Here is a 22,928-nt window from a genome sequence, read left to right as displayed (position 1 = left end):
GACCACGCAGTTTTTCAAATATATCTACAATATTCACATCAAACCCTGCGAGACAAGCCCATGAGCGCACCCCTGCACCCTCTCTACATCGGCGGCGAATGGCTGGACGGCCCGCGCCTGCGCGACAACCTCAACCCTTCCGACACCCGTGATGTGATCGGCCGCTATGCCCAGGCGGATGCCGCCCTGGCCGAACGCGCCATCGCCGCCGCCGCCGAGGCCGCGCCGGCCTGGGGCCTCAGCAGCCCGCAGGTCCGCGCGGATGCCCTGGACCGCATCGGCAGCGAGATCCTGGCCCGCAAGGAGGAGCTGGGCACCCTGCTGTCCCGGGAAGAAGGCAAAACCCGGCCGGAGGGCATCGGCGAGGTGGCCCGGGCCGGCGCCATCTTCAAGTTCTTCGCCCAGGAAGCCCTGCGCCTGCGCGGCGAGAAGCTGGCCTCGGTGCGCCCTGGCGTGGAGGTGGAGATCACCCGCGAGCCCGTCGGCGTCGTCGGTCTGATCACGCCCTGGAACTTCCCCGCGGCGATTCCGGCCTGGAAGATCGCTCCCGCCCTGGCCTTCGGCAACACCGTGGTGCTGAAGCCGGCCGACCTCGTGCCCGGCTCGGCCTGGGCCCTGACCGAGATCATCAGCCGCGCCGGGCTGCCGGCGGGTGTCTTCAACCTGGTGATGGGCCCTGGCTCCCAGGTGGGCCAGGCCCTGCTGGACGACCGCCGGGTGGCGGCGATCAGCTTTACGGGCTCGGTGGGCACGGGCCAGCGCGTGGCGCAGGCCGCGGTAACACGTGGCGCGCGCTTCCAGCTGGAGATGGGCGGCAAGAACCCCTGCATCGTGCTGGATGACGCCGACCTCGACGTAGCCGTGAACTCGGTGCTGCAAAGCGCCTTCTTCTCGACGGGCCAGCGCTGCACGGCGTCCTCGCGCATCATCGTGCAGAAGGGCATCTACCCGCGCTTCGTGCAGGCGCTGGGCGAGGCCGCCCGCGCCCTGCGCGTGGGCGACGCCCTGGACCCCCAGACCCAGATCGGCCCCGTGGTCGACGAAGCCCAGCTGGCCCAGGACCTGCGCTACATCGACATCGCCAAGGCCGAGGGCGCCCGCCTGGTCTGCGGCGGCGAACGCCTGCAGCTGGACAAGCCCGGCTTCTACCTCCAGCCCGCCCTCTTCGCCGACTGCGACAACGGCATGCAGCACTGCCGCGAGGAGATCTTCGGCCCCGTCGCCAGCGTGCTGCCAGCCGACAGCTACGAGCACGCCCTCGCGCTGTCCAACGACACGCCCTTCGGCCTGGCCGCCGGCATCTGCACCACCTCGCTCAAGTACGCCAGCCACTTTAAGCGCCACGCACAAGCCGGCATGGTGATGGTCAACGTGCCGACCGCGGGCGTGGACTACCACGTGCCCTTCGGCGGCCGCAAGGGCTCCAGCATGGGCCCGCGCGAGCAGGGCAGCTATGCGGCGGAGTTCTACACGACGGTGAAGACGGCCTACGTGCAGCCCTGAGCTGCTCTTCAGGCCTGCTTCAGGCAAGGGGCGCAGGGGCCTGCCACGGTGCGATGATGCAGGCCCCTAACGCCCATGGTTCACGCACCGATGAAGCGCCCCCTGCTGGCCTCCCTGGCCCTGGCCCTGCTGTGCTCACCGCCCGTCCGCGCCGCGGCCGTCGACTGCCCGGACCGGGAGACCCTGGCGCCGCTGCTGAACCGCGACGGCCTCTTCCTCGGCGAGCTCCACGGCAGCGTCGAGGTCCCGGCACTGGTGGAATGCCTGGTGCGCACGCTGCTGGCCGAGGCCGGCGGACGCCGGCTCACGGTGGCACTGGAAGTACCTCGGGATGCCCTGGATGAGGCCCATCCCTTCTGGCGCGGCCAGGACGGGCGGGCCTCGCAGGCCATGGTGGGGCTGCTGCGCGCCTTGAAGTCCCTGCAGGCGCAGCAGCGCCTGGACCTGATCGGCTTTGCGCCTCCCGAGGCCCATCCCGACCAGGCGGCCTACGAAGCCGCCATGGCCCGCGAGCTGGACCGGACACCGCCCGAAAGCTTCCTCATCGCCCTGGCCGGCAACTTCCACGCAAGCGGCGGCGATGCGGGCTTCATCGCGCCCACCGCCGGCCTGCGTCCCGCCGGCGCGCTGCTCCAGCGGCGGATGGCGCATGTGCTGGTGGCCTACCGGGAGGCGTCAGAGTCCTGGTTCTGCATGGGATCCGATTGCAAGGTCCATGCGCTGAAGCCCGCCAGGTCCGCCGCTGGCAAGGCCCCGGGCCTCCATGCGCTGGGCGAAAACGGCTACGACCATGTCTTCGTGCTGCCCCGGCAAACCGCCTCACCGCCCGCCCATTCCGCCCCAGAGCCACGCCCCGGTGCCTCGCCCTGAATTCGTGCAAATCGCACAAAACCAATTGCATACCACCCTGATCACGGGGATTGTTTGTAACAACACGCTTTCTAGAATTCGTTCGCCATTCACAAGGCGGTTACCGCCAAGGACGTCGAGGGAAAACGATGCACAGGAAGCAAAAGGAAGCGGCTACGGCGCGCAGCGCGCGGGTCTGGATCGCGGGGCTCACTGGTCTTGCACTGGCACAAGGTGCAGCCGCCGCACCGCTGATCGACCTGGGTGTGGCCGCACAGTACAGCGCCTTCATCTTCGGCGACGTCAAGGCCGCCAATGACGTGGAAGGCCGGCTGGCCGTCGGTGGCTCGCTGACCGCCAACGGGCTCAGCGTGGGCTATCGCGCACCGGCCGGCAGCACGGGCCCGGCGCTGGTGGTGGGCGGTGACGTGAAATTCACCAACGGGCGCATCTACTCCTCGGCGCCCGGTTCCGTGAAGGACAGCAGCGCCGGCGAAGGCAATCTGGTGCCCTGGGATCCAGCACTCGCCCACTACGGCAACAGCTACGGCGTCTTCGGCGGCCAGAACAAGGGCTCGTCCAGCTACCTGGACCTGCGCGCCGAGCCCAAGATCAGCGGCGTGGTGGACTTCAAGGCGGCGCAGAACCAGCTGACGGCGCTGTCCGGCTCGCTGGCCACGCTGGCCAGCACCGGCACCGTGGCCCAGCCCTGGAGCGACATCAGCCTGAGCGGCAGCGGCAAGGCCGGGGCCGTCGAGGTCTTCGACATCCTGCTGGGCAGCAAGAACAAGCTGGGCGGCAGCTGGGTGATGCCCAGCCTCACGCTCAGCAATGTGGCGGCGGACGCCTGGGTGGTGATCAACATCCTCAACGAGGGCGATGTGCAGCTGACCGGCGGCTTCAGCGGCTTCAAGCCCGTGCAGGAAGCACAGGGCAAGGTGCTGTTCAACCTGGCCAAGGCAAACCGCGTGAAGCTGGGCTGGGTGGACGGCAGCGTGCTGGCGCCCAAGGCCGAGCTCTACGGCCAGGGCCATGTGGAAGGCACGGTGATCGGGGCCTCGATCTCCCAGGCCTTCGAGATCGGCTGGGAGCCCTTCACCCCGACGCCCAAGCCGCAGGACGGCCACCAGGTGCCCGAGCCCCAGGCCGGCTGGCTCGCAGCCCTGGCCGCGGCGGCCGCCGCGCTGGTCGCGCGCCGGCGCAGCAAGACCTGACCCCACGGCGCCAGAAGCAAGTAGGCCCTCCGCTGGAGGGCCTTCTTCATGGGGCGATGCCGGCTCAGTGGATGGCAGGCAGCTGGCGCAGGGCCTTCACCGCGCCTTCGCCCATGGCCGCACCGAAGCGCTTGGCCAGGCGCTCAGCCACGTTGTCGCGCGGGGTGTAGTCAATGACCTCCTCGGCCTTGACCACCTCGCGGGCCACGAAGTCGAGGTTGCCCAGGCCGTCCGCCAGGCCCAGCTTGACGGCCTCCTCGCCGTTCCAGAAGAGGCCGGAGAACATCTCGGGCGTTTCCTTGAGGCGGTCACCGCGGCCTTCGCGCACGACGGCGATGAACTGGCGGTGGATCTGGTCCAGCATGGCCTGGGCATAGGCCTTCTGGCGCGGGTTCTCCTTGCTGTAGGGGTCCAGCATGCCCTTGTTCTCGCCGGCGGTGAGCAGGCGGCGCTCGATGCCCAGCTTGTCCATGAGGCCGGTGAAGCCGAAGCCGTCCATCAGCACGCCGATGGAACCGACGATGCTGGCCTTGTCCACGAAGATCTCGTCGGCCGCGGCGGCGATGTAGTAGGCCCCGGAGGCACAGATCTCCTCGACCACGGCATAGACCTTCTTGCCATGCTTGGCCTTGAGGCGCTGGATCTCGTCATAGACGATGCCCGCCTGCACCGGGCTGCCGCCGGGCGAGTTGATGCGCAGCACCACGGCCTGCGCGCCCTGGTCCTCGAAGGCGCTGCGCAGGGCGGAGAGCATCAGCTCGGCGCTGGCCTCGGTGTCCGCCGAGATCTCGCCGCGCACCTCGACCAATGCCGTGTGCGGCGTGTTCGGCGCCGTGACGTGGTGAGGCTGGAAGAACAGGGCCCAGAACAGGAACAGCACCAGGCCCAGCCACAGCAGGCGGAAGAAGGTGCGCCAGCGGCGCTCGGCGCGGCGGTCGCGCAGGAAGTCCTGGGCGAACTGGGCCAGCAGCGGCTCGTAGCCTGCCGCAGCGGCCGTCGCAGGTGCTGGCGCGCGCTCAGGCCCGGGTGCGGCCTTGAGCATGTCTTCAGGGCGGGCCGTGGCGTCGGGCAGGATGCGCGGCGGTTCGTCGTTGGGATTCATGGCGGGTATTGGATGCGAGGGCCTGTGCAGGCTGCCGGCCCGGGGGATGTGATGGGCGGGCTCAGTCCTCGAATGCGGGCTTGGTGTCGCGGCTAGGATACCAATAGACCTTGCCCTCCCGCTCCTGCACCTCGATCTTGTGCAGACCGATGCGGCCGCACATGCCGGTCACGCAGCGGCCGCTGAGCGGGTCGTACACGGCGCCGTGGATGGAGCAGATGATGTAGCGCTTGTCGCTGTCCAGGAATTCGCCTTCCTGCCAGTCCATCTCGGTGGGCACATGCGCGCAGCGGTTCAGGTAGGCCACGGCCTGGCCTTCGAAACGCAGGGCGAAGGCGCTGGCCGGCTGGCCGTACTGCAGCACCTCGAAGCAGTGCGCCTTGCCGCGCTCCTGCAGCGTGGAGGAGTCGCACAGAGGCAGGCCATCGCCGGTGGGGGTCTTGTCGCTGGAGTCCATGGATGGGGTCAGGTCTTGTCAGGCGTGCTTCAGCAGCCAGTCATGCAGCTCGGGCACCGAGTGGGCGATGTGCACCGGCTCGAAGGCCTCGAAATGCTCGGGGTCGTGGGCGCCGTAGCTGACGCCCAGCGCGGCGCAGCCGGCATTGCGGGCCAGCTGCAGGTCATGCGTGGTGTCGCCGATCATCAGCGTGCGCTCGGGCTCCACGGCGAACTCGCGCATCAGCTCCTCCAGCATCAGCGGGTGCGGCTTGCTCTGGGTCTCGTCGGCCGTGCGGCTGGCATCGAAGACGCCGTGCAGGGCGACGTGGCGCAGGGCCTCATCCAGTCCGCTGCGGCTCTTGCCCGTGGCGATGGCCAGCCAGTGGTGCCGCGCCTTGAGCGCCTGCAGCAGATCCTCGACCCCGCCAAAGAGACACAGGGCCTCGTGCTGGGCGAAATAGTGCTTGCGGTAGGCCTGGCCCATCTCGGCATAGCGCTCGCGCGGCAGCTCGGGCATGGCGATGGCCAGGGCCTCGTAGAGCCCCAGGCCGATCACGTGCGCGGCGCGCTCGCGCGGGGGCACGGGCAGGCCCAGATCGGCGGCGGCGCCCTGGATGGCCTGCACGATGAGGGCCGTGGAGTCGAACAGGGTGCCGTCCCAGTCGAAGACGATGAGGTCGTAGCTTTGGGGTCGGGGATCGTTCATCGGGCTTGGCCTTGACGCAGCTGGGTCAGCAGGGATTCGCACTCGTCCGGCAAGGGTGCCGTCAACTCGATCTCCTGGCCGTCGGCAGGGTGGGCGAAACGCAGGCGACGCGCATGCAGGAACATGCGGTCGAAGCGAAGGCCGGGCACGGTCTCGCCGCGGGCCAGGGCCTTGTTGGCCTCGAAATCGCCATATTTCGGATCACCCGCAATGGCATGGCCCGCCTGGGCCAGGTGCACGCGGATCTGGTGGGTGCGCCCGGTCTTGATGGTCACGTCCACCAGGCTGAAGCCGGGCAGGATCTCGGCCAGCTTCACCAGGCTGATGGAGCGCTTGGCCTGCTCGGCGCCGGGGTCGTGAGAGGAGGTCACGGCGCGCACCCAGCGCTCGCCGTCGCTGCCGACGAACTTCAGCAGGGGCACGTCGATCACCGTCTGCCCCTTGGGCCAGGCGCCCCAGACCAGGGCGGCATAGGTCTTGCCCGTCTCGCGGTCCCGGAACTGGTCCTGCAGGGCGTTGAGGGCGCTGCGCTTCTTGGCGATCAGCAGCAGGCCGGAGGTCTCCTTGTCCAGGCGGTGCACCAGCTCCAGGAACTTGGCCTGCGGCCGAGCCTGGCGCAACTGCTCGATCACGCCGAAGCTCACGCCCGAGCCGCCATGCACGGCCACGCCGGCGGGCTTGTTGATGGCGATCAGGTGCTCGTCCTCGAAGACCACCGGGAACTCGCGTGCGGGCACCGGCGGCTGGGCTGCGGTGCTGCGCTCCGGCAGGCGCACCGGCGGCACGCGGACCACGTCGCCCAGCTCCAGGCGGGTGTCGGCCTGGGCCCGGCCCTTGTTGACCCGCACCTCGCCGGCGCGGATCACACGGTAGACATGGGTCTTGGGCACGCCCTTGAGCACCTTCAGCAGGAAGTTGTCCAGGCGCTGGCCGGCGGAGCCTTCGTCGATGGTGAGCAACTGCACGGCCGGCGCGGGCTTGAGCGCGGCGGCTGTCCCCTGCGCGGGGGACGGCAGCCGGGCGCCGGCCTGGCTTGCGGCGCCGGAGGTCGGCGCCGAACGCGGTGTTTCACCCCGTTTCATCGTGGTGGACGCCTTGCCGCGCCCGGGCTGTGCCGGCGCCGCGGGGCGCCTGGCAGCCTGGTCGCTTCCCGAACTCGGGCTGCGACCTTTAGCCCCTATAATCTTCCGTACCACGATTGCGTTCTAAGTATTTGATTTTTCTGATTTTACCTGCGGGTGAGCCGCGGGGATGCAAAGAACGCAGGGGTGGTGGGGCCTGGAACAGGCGGTCCGCGGCGCAAGCCGCTGCCCCCGTCAAGGCCCTCACAATTTGGTGAAGCAACGTGTCTGCCTGCCCGGCGGGCCCTGTCCCCAAGCGACAGCGGCGGTCGGTGGGCTGGTACGGAAGAGCAACGCAGTACGGACCACGCCTGGTCGAGGGGCTACACCCCCGCGACCGGCACGAATAAGGTTTTTCATCGTGTGAGGCCACCCGGCCAAGAGCCGGAGGCCTCATGCCAGCGCCCAGCAGTTCCTCGCGGATGAATCCCAGCAATCCCCCCACCCCCCGCCGCATGCGCGCGCAGCCCCGGTCGCTGACCGGCTGCCTGCCCCGCATCAGCCGCGGCCGGGTCGCGCCAACGATGGTGGCGTGTTCACGGGAGGGAGGCTCCGCGCCACCTGTTGAAGCGCACGCGCCAACGCTGCCGGCCTGATCGCGAGCTTCGCGATCTCCAGCAGTCCAGGGCGATTCCTTCCTCGGTTCCACCGCGTTTCTCGTGCTGATGTCGGTCGCCCGCGGGCTCACGCCCCGTGCGATGTGGTGCGCGCGCCGTGCAGGCTGGTTTCGACCAGTGTGGACGGCGTGTAAGGAGAAACGATGAAACGCATGCTGATCAATGCGACGCAGCCGGAAGAACGGCGCCTCGCAATCGTCGATGGCCAGAAGCTGCTGGACTTCGAAACTGAAATCGAAGGCCGCGAACAGCGCAAGGGCAATATCTACAAGGCCGTCGTGACGCGGGTCGAGCCCTCGCTCGAGGCCTGCTTCGTGGACTACGGAGAAGACCGCCACGGCTTCCTCCCCTTCAAGGAAATCTCGCGCCAGTACTTCCGTGATGGCACGGACGTGCGCTCGGCCAAGATCCAGGACGCCATCAAGGAAGGCCAGGAACTGCTGGTCCAGGTCGAGAAGGAAGAACGTGGCAACAAGGGCGCCGCCCTGACCACCTTCATCTCCCTGGCCGGCCGCTACCTCGTGCTGATGCCCAACAACCCCCGGGGCGGTGGCGTCTCGCGCCGCATCGAGGGCGAGGACCGCGAGGAGCTCAAGGAGAACCTCGACCAGCTGGACTACCCCAAGGGCATGTCGCTGATCGCCCGCACCGCCGGCATCGGCCGCACCGCCGCCGAGCTGCAGTGGGACCTCAACTACATGCTCAAGCTCTGGACGGCGATCGACGACGCCTCCGGCGGCGGCAAGGGCGCCTACCTGATCTACCAGGAAAGCTCGCTCGTCATCCGCGCGATCCGCGACTACTTCACCGCCGACATCGGTGAGATCCTGATCGACACGGACGACATCTACGAGCAGGCCCACCAGTTCATGAACCACGTGATGCCGGACAACGCGCATCGCGTGAAGCGTTACCGTGACGACGCCCCGCTGTTCAGCCGCTTCCAGATCGAGCACCAGATCGAGACGGCCTTCAGCCGCACGGTGAACCTGCCCTCCGGCGGCGCCATCGTGATCGACCACACCGAGGCCCTGGTCTCGGTGGACGTCAACTCCGCCCGCGCCACCCGCGGCGGCGACATCGAGGAAACCGCGACCCGCACCAACCTGGAAGCGGCTGACGAGATCGCCCGCCAGATGCGCCTGCGTGACCTCGGCGGCCTGATCGTCGTGGACTTCATCGACATGGAGGAGTCCAAGAACCGCCGCGAGGTCGAGCAGCGCCTGCGCGACGCCCTGCGCCAGGACCGCGCCCGCGTGCAGTTCAGCTCCATCAGCAAGTTCGGCCTGCTGGAACTGAGCCGCCAGCGCCTGCGCCCGGCGCTGAGCGAAGGCAGCCACATCACCTGCCCGCGCTGCAATGGCACCGGCCACATCCGTGACACGGAAAGCTCGGCGCTGCAGATCCTGCGCATGGTCCAGGAAGAGTCCATGAAGGACAACACCGCCGCCGTGCACGTGCAGGTGCCGGTGGAGGTGACCAGCTTCCTGCTGAACGAGAAGCGCACCGAGATCACCAAGATCGAGCTCAAGCAGCGCGTGACCGTGCTGCTGGTGCCCAACAAGCACCTCGAGACGCCCAACTACAAGCTGGAGCGCCTGCGCCATGACGACCCCCGTCTGGAGAACCTGCAGGCCAGCTACACCATGATCGAAGAGCCGCAGGACGAGGTGGGCATCACCCGCCGCGGCGGCGACGACAAGGGCAAGAGCAAGCAGGAGCCCGTGATCAAGGGCATCCTGCCCGAGCAGCCCGCTCCGGTGGTGCCGCCCAAGCCCGTGGCAGCCCCTGCGGCGCCGGCCCCCGCAGCGCCCGCTGCAGCCGCCCCGGCCGCCACCAGCAGTGGCTTCTTCGGCTGGCTCAAGAAGATCTTCGGCAATGGCGAGACGCCGGCCGAGGAAGCCAAGCCCGCCGAGACCGAACGCAAGGATGGCGCCAAGCGTGAAGGCCGCGAGGGTGGACGCGATGGCAGCCGTGATGGCCGCCGCCGTGAACGTGGCGAACGCGGCGAGCGCAAGGACGGCAAGGGCCGCGGCGAAGGCAAGGACGGCCAGCGCGCCGAGCGCGGCGACCGTGCTGAACGCGGTGAACGCGGTGATCGCAGCGAGCGTGGTGAGCGCAGTGGTGAACGCGCCGAGCGCGGCGAGCGCCAGGAACGCGGCCGCCGCAACGAGCGCGGCGAGCGCAATGAAGCCGCCACGCCGGAAGGCAACCGTCCCGAACGTGCGGAGCGCGGTGAGCGCAACGGCGAACGCGCAGAGCGTGGCGAGCGCGGTGAACGCGGCGAAGGCCGCCGCAACCGTGGTGAGCGCGGTGAGCGTGGCGAGCGCCAGGAGCGTCCGGCCGCCGAGGTCCAGGCTCTGGTCGAGACCACGGGTGCCGAGTCCCCGACCGCCTTCCAGGACACCATCCCTGATGGCATGGCCCCGGAGGCCGCGGGTGAAGAGCGTCAGGGCCGCCGCCGTCGCCGCCGTGGGGGCCGCGACCGCGAGGATCGCGCCCAGGAGGCAGGCAGCGAAGCCCTGAACGGCGCCGAGACCGAGCAGGCCGCCGACGCTGGCGCCGTGCCGGCCGAGGCGCCGGCCCAGGAAGGCGCTGCCACCGACGCCCAGGGCGAGGCCCCGAGCGATGGCGCGCAAGGTGAGGAAGGCCGCGATGGCCGCCGCCGCCGCAGCCGTGACCGCTACCGCCGCGACCGCCGCGAAGGCCAGGCCGGTGAAGGCGCTGACGGTGCTGACGGTCCGGAAGGCAGCGAAGGCGCCGAGCAGGCCGCCCCGCAGCAGCTGGAACTGGTGGGCGAGGCTGTCGAGTCCGTGGCCGCCGCCGCTCCCGCACCGGTCATCGAAGCGGCTGCAGCGCCCGTGCCGGCCCCGGCCGCGCCGGTCGTGGCCGCAGCCCCGGTGGAGGCCCCTGCGGCCACCGTGGTGCCGGCCTACAGCCTGCCCATCGGCGACCTGCACGGCATTGCCGAAGCTGCCGGCCTGCAATGGGTGAACTCGGACGCCGATAAGGTGGCCGCTGCCCAGGCCGCCATCGCCGCCGAGCCCAAGCCCGTGCGCGTGCCGCGCGAGCGTCCGCCCGTGCTGCAGCTGGATGAAGGCCCGCTGGTGCTGGTCGAGACCCGCAAGGATCTGGCCCAGGTCAAGCTACCCTTCGAGCTGCAGGGCTGAGCCCCCGCCCGCCGGCCGTGAGCCGGCCCCGATCACGCCGCCGTGGCTTGCGCCCGGCGGCGTTTTTCATGGGGCGCCCAACGCCCGCCTGGGCTTCCGGCCCCACGCCTGCGCCGTGCGATGAGGGCCCGCCCTCTCGCCGGACGGTGCCACCCTTCGCCTAGGGTTGGCACCCTTTTCCGCCTCGACTTTTCGCCTACAGTGGCAGCCCTGCTGCACCCAGCACCGCCGCCAGCTGCGGGCGACCCGCCTGCGGCCCGACACAAGGATTGACCGTGACCCAGACAGCCAGCACCGCGGCGCCCAAGATGCCGCCGCAGATCCCCTACATCATCGGCAACGAAGGATGCGAGCGCTTCAGCTTCTACGGCATGCGCAACATCCTGACGGTCTTCCTGATGACCAGCCTGTTGATGGCTATCCCGGAAGACCTGCGCAAGGCCGAAGCCAAGGAGGTCTTCCACACCTTCGTGATCGGTGTCTACTTCTTCCCGTTGCTGGGCGGCTGGATCGCCGACCGCTTCTTCGGCAAGTACAACACCATCTTCTGGCTGAGCCTGCTGTATTGCTGCGGCCATGCCTGCCTAGCGATCTTCGAGAAGAACATCACCGGCTTCTACACAGGCCTCTTCCTGATTTCCCTGGGCTCAGGCGGCATCAAGCCACTGGTGAGCTCCTTCGTGGGCGACCAGTTCGACAGCAGCAACCGCAGCCTCGCGCAGAAGGTCTATGACGCCTTCTACTGGATCATCAACTTCGGCTCCTTCTTCGCCTCGCTGCTGATGCCCATCTTCCTCAAGCAGTTCGGCGCGAGCGTGGCCTTCGGCATTCCTGGCGTGCTGATGGCCATCGCCACGCTGATCTTCTGGAGCGGCCGCAGGAAGTACGTCCACACCCCGCCGGTGGCCCATGACCCGCACAGCTTCCTCAAGGTCGTGGTCAGCGCCCTCAAGACCGGCGGCCCCGGCCTCGTCGTCGCCCTGATCGGCCTGGTCGGCGCGGTGGGCAGCTTCCTGCTGATGAAGCAGATCGGCTTCGTGGCCAGCTTCTGCCTGGCCCTGGTGCTGCTGATGGGTTTCGGCGGCGCCGGCGCCGCGCTGCAGCTGGGCCAGGCCTCGAAGGCGCATCCACCCGAGGCCATCGAGGGCGTGCGCGCCGTGCTGCGCCTGCTGGTGCTCTTCGCGCTGGTGACGCCCTTCTGGTCCCTCTTTGACCAGAAGGCCTCGACCTGGATCCTCCAGGCCGACCAGATGAGCAAGCCCGAGTGGTTCCAGTCCTCCATGATGCAGGCCCTGAACCCGGCGCTGGTGATGATCCTCATCCCCTTCAACAACCTGGTGCTCTACCCCATGCTGGAGCGCATGGGCCTGCGCATCACGGCCCTGCGCCGCATGGGTGCGGGCATCGCGCTGTCGGGCGTGGCCTGGATCGTGGTGGGCGGCCTGCAGCTGTGGCTGGACGACGGCCACACGGTGAGCATCGTCTGGCAGATCCTGCCCTACGCCATCCTGACCCTGGGCGAGGTGCTGGTCTCGGCCACCGGCCTCGAGTTCGCCTACAGCCAGGCACCGCTGCCCATGAAGGGCGTGATCACCAGCTTCTGGAACCTCTCGGTCACCATCGGCAACCTCTGGGTGCTGCTGGCCAACAGCAGCGTCAAGAGCGAGGGGGTGACCAGCTACATCAAGTCGACGGGCACCAGCGTCACCGCCTTCCAGATGTTCTTCTTCGCGGCCTTCGCGCTGCTGGCGGCCCTGCTGTTCGGGCTGTATGCGCGGGGCTACCGCATGCAGGACAACTACCGCAAGTAAGACGGCATCGCCCCCCATCGGCCGACCGGCGCCCCCATGGAGCCGGTCGGCTTTTTTCATGCCGGGGCCGCAGCAGGACTCACGGCGCTAGCCGTCCGCGCGACAGGAAGGCATAAGCATCACCCTCCTCCTCTGGGGGAGGCGCCACAGGCGCAGGGCCCGCAGCCTTGCCACTAAGATCCGGCGGCAAGAAGCGGGGCCAGCGCCCCGTCGCCCATCCAAGAGGAGGAAACCCATGTCCAAGATCCCGCTGCGCCGGCTCGTGCCGCTGGCCTGTGTCGCCCTCGCGCTGCTGCCATCCCTGGTCCGCGCCGACGACACCCCCGTCACGCTGAACCTGATCCCGCTGCCCAATGCCCGGCAGCAGCAGGACTTCCGCATCAAGGCGATCACGGACATGAAGTTCAAGGCCCGCGACGGCGCCAGCGAGGAGGAGGTGCAGCAGCTCAGCGCCAAGCTCGGCGCGATCAAGATGCCGCTGACCATGAGCATGCAGATGCGCCAGATCGTGCAGACGGACAAGGCCGACGCCAAGGGGCGCACCCCGCTGACCGCCCGCATCGAGCGAGGCACGATGGAAATGCGCACGGGCGATGGCGACCTGGTGCCTGGCGTCCCCCAGCGCGGCATGCCGGCGATGCAGTTCAGCGCGCTCATCGTGGACGGGCGCTACGAGAACATCCGCCTCTCGGGCGAAGGTACGGCGCAGCTGCCGCCGGACATGCTCGAAGGCATCTTCCGCAAGAGCTTCGACGCCTTGGCCAAGATGAATGGCGCCACGCTGCGCGTGGGCGAGTCGGTGGACATGCCGCTGGAGATGAACCTGCCCATCCCCAACCTGCCTGCGGGCAGCAATGTCGGCAAGGTGAAGGCGAGCTACACGCTGGCCAAGGTGGAGGCCGGCGTGGCCTTCTTCGACGTCAAGGCCACGATGGACCTCAAGCTGGACCTGCCCACGCCGGCAGGACCCGCCAGCGCCCCGGAAGGCGCGGCGCCGGCTGCGCCTGCCTCACTGCAGATGGTGATTGGCGGCGGCGGCACGGGTCACATGCAGCTGCGCCTGGCCGACCGCCTGCAACTGCACAACGACCTGGACATGACCATGGCCCTGCAGATGCCCCTGCCCCAGGGCCACACCCTGCAAATGAATCTGCAGATGCAGATGGACTCGGACGGCAAGGCCTTGCCGTCCGCCAATGGCAAGGCAGCCAAGGTCAGCGCCACGCGCTGAGTGCGAGGCGGGGCCGGCCAGTGGAGAACAGCCGCCGGCCCCGGAAGGCACCGTCTAGAAGTTCAGCTGCTGCAAGGCCAGGTGATAGCCCGGCTCATGCACCAGCTCATCCCAGCTGAGCGGGGCCTGCTGAGACAGCAGGCGCTGCCGCCGGCCTTCGCTCTCCAGGCTGGGCTGCCAGCGGCCCTGCAGCGCGGCGTCCTCCAGGGACTGCAGCACTTCGTCGAGCACACGACCGCCCTCCTCCATCGACTGGTTGCACAGCAGCGCGATGTCACAGCCCGCGTGCAGCGCGGTAATGGCGGCCTCGGCGAAGCCGATCTCGCGCCCTTCCAGCACGCGTGCGCCGCGCATGCCGAGGTCGTCGCTGAAGACGAGGCCGGCAAAGCCCAGGCGCTCGCGCAGGATGTCCTGCAGCCAGCGTGAAGAGAAGCCCGCCGGACGCGCATCGACCTTGGGATAGATCACATGGGCCGGCATCACCGCCGCCAGGCTCAGGTGCAGCCACTCGAAGGGCCTGGCATCCTCGGCCAGGATGGCCTTGAGGCTGCGGCGGTCCACGGGCACGTCCACATGCGAGTCGGCCTTCACGCAGCCATGGCCGGGGAAGTGCTTGCCGCAGGCCCCCATGCCGGCGATCAGCTGGCCCTGGGCCACGCTCTTGGCCAGCATGGCCACCACGCGGGGATCGCGATGGAAGCTGCGGTCGCCGATCACCGAGCTCTCGCCGTGGTCCAGGTCCAGCACCGGCGCGAAGCTCATGTCCACGCCGCAAGCGCGCAGTTCCATGGCCATCACATAGCCCAGGGCCGTCGCGGCCTGCGTGGCGCGCATGGCATCGCTCATCCACAGCTCGCCCAGGGCGCGCATGGCCGGCAGCGGCGTGAAGCCATCGGTGCGGAAGCGCTGCACGCGGCCGCCTTCCTGGTCCACGGCGATGAGCAGGTCAGGGCGCAGGGCCTTGAGCTCGCCGCACAGGGCCGTCAGCTGGGCGCGGCTCTCGAAATTGCGCGCGAAGAGGATGAGGCCGCCGACCAGCGGATGGCTCAGGCGCTCGCGCTCATGCGGGCTCAGGGTGCTGCCGGCGATGTCCAGCATCAGGGGGGCGTGGTGCAGCATGTCCATGGGCGTGCTTCCTAGCGTTGGGTGGCCCAGCGCAGGGCGCGGGCGTCGTGGTCTTTGATGAAAGGGTGGGCCGCGCTCATGGCGGGAGCGCAGCCGGGCGTGTCTCGACGACCACGAAGGAGGTCGCGTAGTCCGTCTCGTCGCTGACGCTGACATGCGCCTGCAGGCCGCGTGCCTCGAACCAGGCCTTGAGTGCGCCGTGCAGGCGGATCTCGGGCTTGCCGCTGGCGGCCTTGACGATCTCGCAGTCGCGCCAGGTCATGGGCATGCGCAGCCCCAAGCCGATGGCCTTGGAGAAGGCCTCCTTGGCGGAGAAGCGCGTGGCCAGGTAGGCGATGCCGCGGGCTTCGACGCGCGCGCTGCGATCGCGGAACACCTCGATCTCATGCGGGCCCAGCACCTTCTCGGCGAAGCGCGGGCCGCGGCGCTGAAGGGTGTCTGCGATGCGGCGGATGTCGCAGACGTCGGTGCCGATGCCGTAGATCATGACCCCGCTCCCTCGGCCAGCGCGGGCCAGCCATAGATCCAGTTGAGATGTCGCTGCTGCTCGAGCTCGAACCAGGTCTCCCCCAGGCGGCGGCCCTGCTCGCGCTCGTAGAAGGCGATGGCCCGCTCGTTGGGGGCCCAGACGCTCAGCCACAGCGCCCGGTCCGGCAACTGCCCGCGCGCCTGCGCCAGCAGCGCCCTGCCCAGGCCCTGGCGGGCCAGTGGCGGCACGACGTACAGCTCGCCCACCTCGGCCTCCGGCCCCTGCTGCCAGGCCACGGGGCAGCGGCTGCCGAGGCTGACATGGATCATGCCCTGCAGATGGCCTTGGTCCTCGGCCAGCCAGCAGCGGTGGCCCGGGCCCAGCCAGGCCTCCAGCGCCGCAGGGCTGAAGGTCTCATGGAGATACCCGGCGAAGGCCGGCCGCACGCCCTGGCCCGCATAGGTCTGCAGCCAGACCCAGCTGATCAGCTGCGACAGCGCTGGCAGGTCCTGCGCCCTCGCCTCGCGCAGCTCAGGCATAGGCGCGCTGGATGCTGCGCTGGTAGTCACGCACGGTCTCGGCATAGCCCAGCTCCAGGGCGTCCGCGATCAGTGCATGGCCGATGGAAACTTCCAGCACGCCCGGCACGGCCTTGAGGAAGGCGGTCAGGTTGGGGCGGTTGAGGTCATGGCCGGCGTTGATGCCCAGGCCCAGGGCCAGGGCGGCCTCGGCCGTGGCCGTGAAGCCGGCCAGCACCTCGGCCTCGCGCGGCGTGCCGAAGGCGCTGGCGAAGGTCTCGGTGTAGAGCTCGATGCGGTCAACCCCCAGGGCCGCGACATGGGCCATGGCCGCCGGGATCGGGTCCATGAAGAGGCTCACGCGCACGCCCAGGGCCTTGCATTCGCTGATCAGCGGACGCAGGCGGTCCATGTCGGTCGGCAGGTTCCAGCCGTGGTCGGAGGTGAACTGGTCCTCGGCGTCGGGCACGAAGGTGACCTGGTGGGGCCGGACCTGGCGCACGAAGTCCATCAGGTTCTGCGTCGGGTTGCCCTCGATGTTGTACTCGGCCTGGGGCCAGGTCTTGAGCAGGGCCGCCAGCTCATGGACATCGTCCGTGCGGATGTGGCGGCCGTCCGGCCGCGGATGCACGGTGATGCCCTGGGCACCGGCCTGCAGGCACAGCTCGGCGGCGCGGGTCACGCTGGGGATGCCCAGGTGCCGGGTGTTGCGCAGCAGCGCGACCTTGTTGACGTTGACCGACAGGGCGCAGCGGCCGTCGTGGCGCAGGGCTTCGGGAGCGACCAGGGGGTTCATGGCATCAGTCCAGGAGTTTTTGCAGATCCAGCATCACCGTGCGCGTGCGCAGCGGCTTGTGGCCCAGATGATAGTGAAGCAGCCCGCGCAGGCAGGCCTTGAGCGCGGGCAGGCAATCCGCGCAGGCCTGCTGCAGGGCGACCTGCGAACCATGCAGCAGCGCCGCCTGCAGCTGCACCAGCTGCATCGCCCCGAAGGCGGGCGCCTCATGGCTCAGGGCACAGACACCCATCTCGGGGCTCAGCATGTAGAGCCGCTCCAGATCCAGCGCACGCTGGGTCTGGGTGACCACGCTGAGGTCGGGCAGCAGGCCCAGGTCGGCCAGCATGCGCAGCTCGAAGGCGCGCAGGGCGGCCTGGCTGCGCTGGTCTTCATCCTCGCGCAGCAGCGGGAGGGTGGCCGCGTAGGCATCGAAGAGGCGCGGATGCGGATCCTGCCGGGCCAGCAGCTTCAGCAGCAGTTCGTTGAGGTAGTAGCCGGCGAACAGGGCCGCGCCGTTGGGCAGCGTGTGGCCGCCGGCCCATTCGGCGCTGCGCAGGGTCTGGACCTCGCCCTCGCTGCGATCGTCACGCGAGGGCTTGCTGAGGCCTACCTGCAGGCGCTGGAAAGGCAGCAGCACCGATCGCAGCTGCGAATACGGCCGCTTCGCCCCCTTGGCGACCACGGCCAGGCGGCCCTGCTCGCGGGTGAAGAGGTCGAGGATGAGACTGGTCTCGCTCCAGTCGTAGTGGTGCAGCACGAAGGCCGGCTGCGTGCTGGGCAGTCGAGGGGCGCGGGTGACCATTCAGGGCCGCCGCGGTCACTCACTCGTAGCCATAGGTGCGCAGATGCTCTTCGTTGTCCGCCCAGCCGGAGCGGACCTTGACCCACAGCTCCAGGAAGACGCGACCGTCCATCAGGTGCTCCAGCTCCTGGCGGGCCTCGGAGCCGATGCGCTTCAGGCGCTCGCCGCCCTGGCCGATGATCATGCCCTTGTGGGCGTCGCGCTCGACCACGATGGAGGCCGAGATGCGGCGCAGCTCGCCCTCGTCTTCCCATTTGTCGATGACGACGGTGGAGGTGTAGGGCAGCTCGTCACCGGTCAGGCGGAAGAGCTTCTCGCGGATGATCTCGGTGGCCAGGAAGCGCTCGGAGCGATCGGTCAGGGCGTCTTCGTCGTAGAACCAGCCCTGCTCGGGCAGGTAGGGCTTGAGGATCTTGAAGAGGCGGGTGACGTCGGCTTCCTTGCGGGCCGACAGGGGCACGAACTCGGCGAAGTTGCGGCGCTCGGCCATGCTCTTGAGCCAGGGGGCCAGCTCGGCGCGGCGGTGCACGGCGTCCAGCTTGTTGGCGATCAGCACCACGGGCTTGTTCTCGGGCAGCAGGGCCAGCACCTTGGCGTCGTCCAGGCCGAAGCGGCCGGCCTCGACCACGAAGAGCACCAGGTCCACGTCACCCAGCACCCCATGCACCGTGCGGTTCAGGTTGCGGTTCAGGGCGGCGTTGTGCTTGGTCTGGAAGCCGGGGGTGTCCACGAACACGAACTGGGCCTCCTCCAGGGTGCGCACGCCGGTGATGCGGTGGCGCGTGGTCTGGGCCTTGTCCGAGGTGATGCTGACCTTCTGCCCCACGAGGGCGTTCAGCAAGGTGGACTTGCCCACATTGGGCCGGCCCACGATGGCGATGAGGCCGCAGCGTTGCGGCAGCCCGGACTCAGGCGCGGTGTCGTTCATGTCAGTGACCTCTGGTGCGCCCGGTCAGTGGCGCAGGTGGATGGCGCCGGATCGCGGCGCAGTGTGATCGAAATAGGGCCCAAGCCTCGTGGCATGGCGAGGCGTGGCGGCACCGGAATGCCCTCGCGCCTCAGGAGGACAGCGCGGACCCGGGCTTGTCGCGCGCCACCAGTTCCGCAAGCATACGCTTGGCGGCGTCCTGTTCGGCAGCGCGGCGTGAACGGCCTTCGCCCTGCTTGGCGAGGCCCAGGGCCGGCACGGCGCACTCGACCTCGAAGGTCTGGTTGTGCGCCTGGCCGCGGGTCTCGATGATGCGGTAGCTGGGTACCGCCAGGCGGCGCGCCTGCAGCCATTCCTGGAGCGCCGTCTTGGCGTCCTTGGCCCAGGTGTCGCTGGCCGAGGTGTTGATCAGCTCACCGAGCAGCCGGCCCACGATTTCGCGGGCTGCCGGGTAGCCGCCATCCACAAAGGCCGCGCCGATGATGGCCTCGGTGGCGTCGGCCAGGATGGAGGCGCGCTGCGCGCCACCACCGCGGGCCTCGCCCTCGCTCATGCGCAGCACCTGGGGCAGGTCCAGGCTCAGGGCCAGCTTGTGCAGGCTTTCCTCGCGCACCAGGTGGGCGCGGATGCGGGTGAGGTCGCCTTCGTCGGAACCGGCATAGCGCTCGTAGAGCAGGCTGGAGACCGCCAGGCTCAGGACCGCATCACCGAGGAATTCCAGGCGCTCGTTGTGATCGGCGCCGAAGCTGCGATGGGTCACGGCCCGCTGCAGCAGGCCGCTGTCCTTGAATTGGTAGCCCAGCCGCGACTGCAGGGCATCCATGGGATGGCTCATGACGCTGGCAACCGTGTCTCAGTGAGACCGACCCTCGTACTTGATCAGCAGGGACACCGGACCGAAGAGCTCCACCTGCTTGTCATAGGCAAAGCTGATGCGGACGCGGTCGTCTTCCTTGGTGATCACTAGGTCGTCGGCGCCGATGCTGGTGATGGAGTACTCCACCTGCTTGACGCGCTCGAACTCCGCCCGGGCCACGGGCACGGTGGCCGGGTTGCCGCGGGCGATCTTGTCCACCGCATGCTGGATCGTGTAGAACTCCATCACGGTCGGGATGGTGCGGGCGGCGATCAGGCCCGTGAAGGACAGGATCACGGCCCAGAACAGCAGACCCATCAAGCTGACGCCAGACTGGTGACGGTGCGCACGCCTCATTGCCTCTCCTCGCTGAACAGAAAGCCCCGCAGTATCCACGGACGGCTCAGTCAAAGAATCCAATGCGTTTGGGATTGCTGAAGTTCATCCAGACCGCGAAGGCCTTGCCGACGATGTTCTCGTCAGGCACGAAACCCCAGAACCGGGAGTCGCGGGAATTGTCCCGGTTGTCCCCCAGCATGAAGTAGTGTCCCGCCGGCACCTTGCAAGTCAAGCCCTCAGCGTTGTAGGTGCAATGGTCCTGGAAGGGGAAGGGGCCGTCCTTGCGATCCGGGTGGAAGAACTGCTGGCGGTTCATGTCGACCAGCAGCTTGTGCGGCTTCTCGCCCAGCTTCTCCTCGAAGCGGTTGCGCATCTGCATGCTGTCTTCGTCGTAGTAGGCGTCCACCGGCTTCACATCCACCAGCTTGCCATTGAGGTAGAGATGCTGGTTGCGGTAGCTGATCTCGTCGCCCGGCAGGCCCACCACGCGCTTGATGAAGTCCATGCGAGGGTCCTCGGGGTAGCGGAAGACCATGACGTCGCCCCGCTGCACCTCGTGGTTGCTGATGATCTTCTTGTTGATCACCGGCAGGCGGATGCCGTAGTGGAACTTGTTGACCAGGATGAGGTCACCCACCAGCAGGGTCGGCACCATGGAGCCCGAGGGGATCTTGAAGGGCTCGAACAGGAAGGACCGCAGCACGAAGACGATGAGGATCACCGGGAACAGGCCGGCGGTCCAGTCCAGCCACCAGGGCTGGCGCAGCACCTCTTCCTTGGCCGCGATGATGTCGCCATCGACCCGGGCAATGCCCTGGGCGGCCAGGGCCTCGCGGCGCTTGAGATCGGCGGCTTCCAGGTCTGCCGCGGCCTTCTCCCGGACCGGACGGAAATGGACACGCTCGGCCAGCCAGTACAGGCCGGTCACCGAAGTGAGGATCAGCAGCAGCAGGGCGAAATTGCCCGTCCATTGCCCTGCGTACCAGCCGCCGCCATAGACGATCAGCGCCGCGAACAGAATCCCGGTCAGTGCACTCATGTAGATGTGGTTCAGTCTTCGACTTGGAGGATGGCCAGGAAGGCCTCTTGCGGCACCTCCACACTGCCGATCTGCTTCATGCGCTTCTTGCCCGCCTTCTGCTTTTCCAGCAGCTTGCGCTTGCGGGTGATGTCGCCGCCGTAGCATTTTGCCAGCACGTTCTTGCGCAGCGCCTTGATGTCCTCGCGGGCGATGATCTTGGCGCCGATGGCTGCCTGCAGCGAGACGTCATACATCTGGCGCGGGATGATCTCGCGCATCTTGGCGCAGACCTGGCGGCCGCGGTACTGGCTCTGGCTGCGGTGCACGATCAGCGAGAGCGCATCGATGCGGTCGCTGTTGATCAGCATGTCCACCTTGACGACGTCGGAGGCGCGGTATTCCTTGAACTCGTAGTCCATGGAGGCATAGCCGCGCGACACGGACTTCAGCTTGTCGAAGAAGTCCAGCACGATCTCGGCCAGCGGGATCTCATAGGTCAGCATGACCTGGCGGCCGTGGTAGGCCATGTTGATCTGCACACCGCGCTTCACGTTGGCCAGGGTCATCACCGGGCCCACGTATTCCTGCGGCATGTACAGATGCACGGTCACGATCGGCTCGCGGATCTCCTGGATCTTGCCGATCTCGGGCATCTTGGAGGGGTTCTCCACCTCGATGACCTCGCCGTCGCCCAGCTGCACCTCGTAGACCACGCTGGGCGCGGTGGTGATCAGGTCCTGGTCGAACTCGCGCTCCAGGCGCTCCTGCACGATCTCCATGTGCAGCAGGCCCAGGAAGCCGCAGCGGAAGCCGAAGCCCAGCGCCTGCGAAACCTCGGGCTCGAAGCGCAGCGAAGCGTCGTTGAGCTTGAGCTTCTCCAGAGCGTCGCGCAGCTGGTCGTATTCGCTGGCTTCAGTCGGGTACAGGCCCGCGAACACCTGGGGCTGGATCTCCTTGAAGCCCGGCAGGGCCTCTTCGGCGGGACCCAGGTTGTTGGGCAGCTTCTTTTCCAGCGTGATGGTGTCGCCCACCTTGGCGGCGGCCAGCTCCTTGATGCCGGCGATGATGAAGCCCACCTCGCCTGCGTTGAGCTGGTCACGGGACTCGCTCTTGGGCGTGAACACGCCCAGCTGGTCAGCCGGGTAGACGGCGTTGGTGGCCATCATGCGGATGCGCTCGCCCTTCTTCAGGATGCCGTCCACCACGCGGACCAGCATCACCACGCCGACGTAGTTGTCGAACCAGGAGTCGATGATCATGGCGCGCAGCGGCGCCTGCACGATGCCCTTGGGCGGCGGCATGCGGGTGATCACGGCCTCGAGGATGTCGTCGATGCCCATGCCGGTCTTGGCCGAGCAGGGGATGCCGTCGGTGGCGTCGATGCCGATCACATCCTCGATCTCGGCCTTGGCGCGATCCGGGTCGGCCTGCGGCAGGTCCATCTTGTTCAGGACGGGCACCACCTCCACGCCCAGCTCCAGGGCGGTGTAGCAGTTGGCCACGGTCTGGGCTTCCACGCCCTGCGAGGCATCAACCACCAGCAGCGCGCCCTCGCAGGCGGACAGCGAGCGGCTCACCTCGTAGGAGAAGTCCACGTGCCCCGGGGTGTCGATCAGGTTCAGGTTGTAGACCTGGCCGTCGCGGGCCTTGTACTGCAGGGCCGCGGTCTGCGCCTTGATGGTGATGCCGCGCTCGCGCTCGATGTCCATCGAGTCCAGGACCTGCGCTTCCATCTCGCGATCCGACAGGCCGCCGCAGCGCTGGATGATGCGGTCTGCCAGCGTGCTCTTGCCGTGGTCGATGTGGGCGATGATGGAGAAATTGCGGATGTGATTCATGCTCTGTCGTGCGTCACTCGCCGGCTGCCACGGCCAGGGCCGTCGCTTGAAAGGCTCATGTCACGCAGCGATGTGAAGGCCTCTTCGGAGGCCGTGCCGGACATAAAAAAAAGGCACGTCGAAACGGTGACGCGCCTTCCAACAAAAACGTATGGCAACTGCTTGTTGGGCTTCCATTGTAGCCGAGCGCCCGCCTGGAAACCGCACCGTCATTGGCTTTCCGGCCGTTGCGACCCGCCAACAAGGATTTTTATGCACAAGTTATCAACAGGCTCCTGTGAGCATCCTGGGGACAGCTTGGCCGACCTCGCCACTCATGCGGACAGCACGCTCAAACAAACGTTGGATAACGGGCATTCTATCCTACAAGCACCACAATCCCCGTCCGCACCGCCTAAGTGAGCGAGTACAAACCTCGCTTTTCGCCGCACGAGCAGCGTCGGCCATTTCATCTGGCGAAAAGCCCTGGCCGGATGCCCGGTTTGCGCATCC

At 68.1% G+C, this 22,928-nt stretch carries 20 protein-coding genes; 6 read left to right on the top strand and 14 right to left on the bottom strand.

Annotated elements, in window-relative coordinates; genetic code table 11:
- The first annotated feature begins 60 nt into the window (after nt 1-60).
- The 3 genes from ABDJ40_RS04875 to ABDJ40_RS04865 all read left to right on the top strand — a co-directional run bounded on the left by ABDJ40_RS04875 (nt 61) and on the right by ABDJ40_RS04865 (nt 3,566).
- The gene (locus ABDJ40_RS04875; RefSeq protein WP_430765592.1) at nt 61-1,503 is read left to right on the top strand and encodes an aldehyde dehydrogenase family protein; all 1,443 of its coding nucleotides are present in this window, start codon (nt 61-63) and stop codon (nt 1,501-1,503) included.
- A gap of 90 nt (nt 1,504-1,593) precedes the next feature.
- The gene (locus ABDJ40_RS04870; protein WP_347606778.1) at nt 1,594-2,373 is read left to right on the top strand and encodes a hypothetical protein; all 780 of its coding nucleotides are present in this window, start codon (nt 1,594-1,596) and stop codon (nt 2,371-2,373) included.
- 128 nt (nt 2,374-2,501) lie between these two features.
- Nucleotides 2,502-3,566 carry a choice-of-anchor A family protein gene (locus ABDJ40_RS04865; protein WP_347606775.1) on the top strand — a complete coding sequence of 355 codons (1,065 nt, stop codon included), beginning with the start codon at nt 2,502-2,504 and terminating at the stop codon, nt 3,564-3,566.
- A 64-nt stretch (nt 3,567-3,630) separates the two neighbouring features.
- Here the strand turns inward: ABDJ40_RS04865 and ABDJ40_RS04860 are convergent, their stop codons facing one another.
- The 4 genes from ABDJ40_RS04860 to ABDJ40_RS04845 all read right to left on the bottom strand — a co-directional run bounded on the left by ABDJ40_RS04860 (nt 3,631) and on the right by ABDJ40_RS04845 (nt 6,894).
- On the bottom strand, nt 3,631-4,668 hold the full coding sequence (locus ABDJ40_RS04860) for a S49 family peptidase (protein WP_430765591.1): 1,038 nt from the start codon (nt 4,666-4,668) through the stop codon (nt 3,631-3,633).
- A 61-nt stretch (nt 4,669-4,729) separates the two neighbouring features.
- Nucleotides 4,730-5,125, bottom strand: coding sequence for a Rieske (2Fe-2S) protein (locus ABDJ40_RS04855; protein ID WP_347606772.1), 396 nt, complete (start codon nt 5,123-5,125; stop codon nt 4,730-4,732).
- 18 nt (nt 5,126-5,143) lie between these two features.
- Nucleotides 5,144-5,812, bottom strand: coding sequence for an HAD family hydrolase (locus tag ABDJ40_RS04850; RefSeq protein WP_347606768.1), 669 nt, complete (start codon nt 5,810-5,812; stop codon nt 5,144-5,146).
- Nucleotides 5,809-6,894, bottom strand: a complete 1,086-nt coding sequence (locus ABDJ40_RS04845) for an RluA family pseudouridine synthase (protein ID WP_430765590.1) — start codon at nt 6,892-6,894, stop codon at nt 5,809-5,811. The genes ABDJ40_RS04850 and ABDJ40_RS04845 overlap by 4 nt, the downstream gene beginning before the upstream one ends.
- A gap of 799 nt (nt 6,895-7,693) precedes the next feature.
- On the opposite strand from ABDJ40_RS04845, the gene ABDJ40_RS04840 reads away from it, so the two are divergent.
- From ABDJ40_RS04840 to ABDJ40_RS04830, 3 genes are all read left to right on the top strand, one after another.
- On the top strand, nt 7,694-10,720 hold the full coding sequence (locus tag ABDJ40_RS04840; protein WP_347606764.1) for an Rne/Rng family ribonuclease: 3,027 nt from the start codon (nt 7,694-7,696) through the stop codon (nt 10,718-10,720).
- Nucleotides 10,721-11,028: 308 nt separating this feature from the next.
- Entirely contained in the window at nt 11,029-12,531 is a 1,503-nt protein-coding gene (locus tag ABDJ40_RS04835; protein WP_269632115.1) for a POT-type proton-dependent oligopeptide transporter, read from the top strand.
- 235 nt (nt 12,532-12,766) lie between these two features.
- Nucleotides 12,767-13,762 carry a hypothetical protein gene (locus tag ABDJ40_RS04830; protein WP_347606761.1) on the top strand — a complete coding sequence of 332 codons (996 nt, stop codon included), beginning with the start codon at nt 12,767-12,769 and terminating at the stop codon, nt 13,760-13,762.
- Nucleotides 13,763-13,816: 54 nt separating this feature from the next.
- On the opposite strand, the gene nagZ is transcribed toward ABDJ40_RS04830, so the two are convergent.
- The 10 genes from nagZ to lepA all read right to left on the bottom strand — a co-directional run bounded on the left by nagZ (nt 13,817) and on the right by lepA (nt 22,436).
- Nucleotides 13,817-14,881: a beta-N-acetylhexosaminidase gene (nagZ, locus tag ABDJ40_RS04825; protein WP_347607376.1), complete on the bottom strand. Its 1,065-nt coding sequence runs from the start codon at nt 14,879-14,881 to the stop codon at nt 13,817-13,819.
- 82 nt (nt 14,882-14,963) lie between these two features.
- Nucleotides 14,964-15,374: a holo-ACP synthase gene (gene acpS / locus ABDJ40_RS04820; RefSeq protein ID WP_347606756.1), complete on the bottom strand. Its 411-nt coding sequence runs from the start codon at nt 15,372-15,374 to the stop codon at nt 14,964-14,966.
- Nucleotides 15,371-15,895 (bottom strand): GNAT family N-acetyltransferase, encoded by a 525-nt coding sequence (locus ABDJ40_RS04815; protein WP_347606753.1) that lies wholly within the window; start codon nt 15,893-15,895, stop codon nt 15,371-15,373. The genes acpS and ABDJ40_RS04815 overlap by 4 nt, the downstream gene beginning before the upstream one ends.
- Nucleotides 15,888-16,670 carry a pyridoxine 5'-phosphate synthase gene (locus ABDJ40_RS04810; protein WP_347606750.1) on the bottom strand — a complete coding sequence of 261 codons (783 nt, stop codon included), beginning with the start codon at nt 16,668-16,670 and terminating at the stop codon, nt 15,888-15,890. Before ABDJ40_RS04810 ends, ABDJ40_RS04815 begins: the two co-directional genes overlap by 8 nt.
- A gap of 4 nt (nt 16,671-16,674) precedes the next feature.
- Nucleotides 16,675-17,454 carry a DNA repair protein RecO gene (gene recO, locus ABDJ40_RS04805; RefSeq protein WP_347606747.1) on the bottom strand — a complete coding sequence of 260 codons (780 nt, stop codon included), beginning with the start codon at nt 17,452-17,454 and terminating at the stop codon, nt 16,675-16,677.
- Nucleotides 17,455-17,473: 19 nt separating this feature from the next.
- Nucleotides 17,474-18,382: a GTPase Era gene (gene era, locus ABDJ40_RS04800; RefSeq protein WP_183103020.1), complete on the bottom strand. Its 909-nt coding sequence runs from the start codon at nt 18,380-18,382 to the stop codon at nt 17,474-17,476.
- A 130-nt stretch (nt 18,383-18,512) separates the two neighbouring features.
- Nucleotides 18,513-19,205, bottom strand: coding sequence for a ribonuclease III (rnc, locus tag ABDJ40_RS04795; RefSeq protein WP_269631582.1), 693 nt, complete (start codon nt 19,203-19,205; stop codon nt 18,513-18,515).
- 30 nt (nt 19,206-19,235) lie between these two features.
- Nucleotides 19,236-19,556, bottom strand: a complete 321-nt coding sequence (locus ABDJ40_RS04790) for a DUF4845 domain-containing protein (protein ID WP_347606742.1) — start codon at nt 19,554-19,556, stop codon at nt 19,236-19,238.
- Nucleotides 19,557-19,641: 85 nt separating this feature from the next.
- Nucleotides 19,642-20,616: a signal peptidase I gene (lepB, locus tag ABDJ40_RS04785; RefSeq protein WP_269631584.1), complete on the bottom strand. Its 975-nt coding sequence runs from the start codon at nt 20,614-20,616 to the stop codon at nt 19,642-19,644.
- An 11-nt stretch (nt 20,617-20,627) separates the two neighbouring features.
- Nucleotides 20,628-22,436 (bottom strand): translation elongation factor 4, encoded by a 1,809-nt coding sequence (lepA, locus tag ABDJ40_RS04780; protein ID WP_347606739.1) that lies wholly within the window; start codon nt 22,434-22,436, stop codon nt 20,628-20,630.
- Nucleotides 22,437-22,928 lie beyond the last annotated feature (492 nt).

The organism is Roseateles flavus (assembly GCF_039872765.1).
Classification (GTDB): domain Bacteria; phylum Pseudomonadota; class Gammaproteobacteria; order Burkholderiales; family Burkholderiaceae_C; genus Roseateles_B; species Roseateles_B flavus.
The sequence above is the reverse complement of the archived record's forward strand: the minus strand, read 5'-3'. Positions and strand labels throughout refer to the sequence as shown.

What these genes read in the sequence shown, in the direction of transcription:
- ABDJ40_RS04875 (WP_430765592.1), top strand. Translation starts at nt 61, where the DNA reads ATGAGCGCACCCCTGCACCCTCTCTACATCGGCGGCGAATGGCTGGAC.
- ABDJ40_RS04870 (WP_347606778.1), top strand. Translation starts at nt 1,594, where the DNA reads ATGAAGCGCCCCCTGCTGGCCTCCCTGGCCCTGGCCCTGCTGTGCTCA.
- ABDJ40_RS04865 (WP_347606775.1), top strand. Translation starts at nt 2,502, where the DNA reads ATGCACAGGAAGCAAAAGGAAGCGGCTACGGCGCGCAGCGCGCGGGTC.
- ABDJ40_RS04860 (WP_430765591.1), bottom strand. Translation starts at nt 4,668, where the DNA reads ATGAATCCCAACGACGAACCGCCGCGCATCCTGCCCGACGCCACGGCC.
- ABDJ40_RS04855 (WP_347606772.1), bottom strand. Translation starts at nt 5,125, where the DNA reads ATGGACTCCAGCGACAAGACCCCCACCGGCGATGGCCTGCCTCTGTGC.
- ABDJ40_RS04850 (WP_347606768.1), bottom strand. Translation starts at nt 5,812, where the DNA reads ATGAACGATCCCCGACCCCAAAGCTACGACCTCATCGTCTTCGACTGG.
- ABDJ40_RS04845 (WP_430765590.1), bottom strand. Translation starts at nt 6,894, where the DNA reads ATGAAACGGGGTGAAACACCGCGTTCGGCGCCGACCTCCGGCGCCGCA.
- ABDJ40_RS04840 (WP_347606764.1), top strand. Translation starts at nt 7,694, where the DNA reads ATGAAACGCATGCTGATCAATGCGACGCAGCCGGAAGAACGGCGCCTC.
- ABDJ40_RS04835 (WP_269632115.1), top strand. Translation starts at nt 11,029, where the DNA reads ATGCCGCCGCAGATCCCCTACATCATCGGCAACGAAGGATGCGAGCGC.
- ABDJ40_RS04830 (WP_347606761.1), top strand. Translation starts at nt 12,767, where the DNA reads ATGTCCAAGATCCCGCTGCGCCGGCTCGTGCCGCTGGCCTGTGTCGCC.
- nagZ (WP_347607376.1), bottom strand. Translation starts at nt 14,881, where the DNA reads ATGCTGCACCACGCCCCCCTGATGCTGGACATCGCCGGCAGCACCCTG.
- acpS (WP_347606756.1), bottom strand. Translation starts at nt 15,374, where the DNA reads ATGATCTACGGCATCGGCACCGACGTCTGCGACATCCGCCGCATCGCA.
- ABDJ40_RS04815 (WP_347606753.1), bottom strand. Translation starts at nt 15,895, where the DNA reads ATGCCTGAGCTGCGCGAGGCGAGGGCGCAGGACCTGCCAGCGCTGTCG.
- ABDJ40_RS04810 (WP_347606750.1), bottom strand. Translation starts at nt 16,670, where the DNA reads ATGAACCCCCTGGTCGCTCCCGAAGCCCTGCGCCACGACGGCCGCTGC.
- recO (WP_347606747.1), bottom strand. Translation starts at nt 17,454, where the DNA reads ATGGTCACCCGCGCCCCTCGACTGCCCAGCACGCAGCCGGCCTTCGTG.
- era (WP_183103020.1), bottom strand. Translation starts at nt 18,382, where the DNA reads ATGAACGACACCGCGCCTGAGTCCGGGCTGCCGCAACGCTGCGGCCTC.
- rnc (WP_269631582.1), bottom strand. Translation starts at nt 19,205, where the DNA reads ATGGATGCCCTGCAGTCGCGGCTGGGCTACCAATTCAAGGACAGCGGC.
- ABDJ40_RS04790 (WP_347606742.1), bottom strand. Translation starts at nt 19,556, where the DNA reads ATGGGTCTGCTGTTCTGGGCCGTGATCCTGTCCTTCACGGGCCTGATC.
- lepB (WP_269631584.1), bottom strand. Translation starts at nt 20,616, where the DNA reads ATGAGTGCACTGACCGGGATTCTGTTCGCGGCGCTGATCGTCTATGGC.
- lepA (WP_347606739.1), bottom strand. Translation starts at nt 22,436, where the DNA reads ATGAATCACATCCGCAATTTCTCCATCATCGCCCACATCGACCACGGC.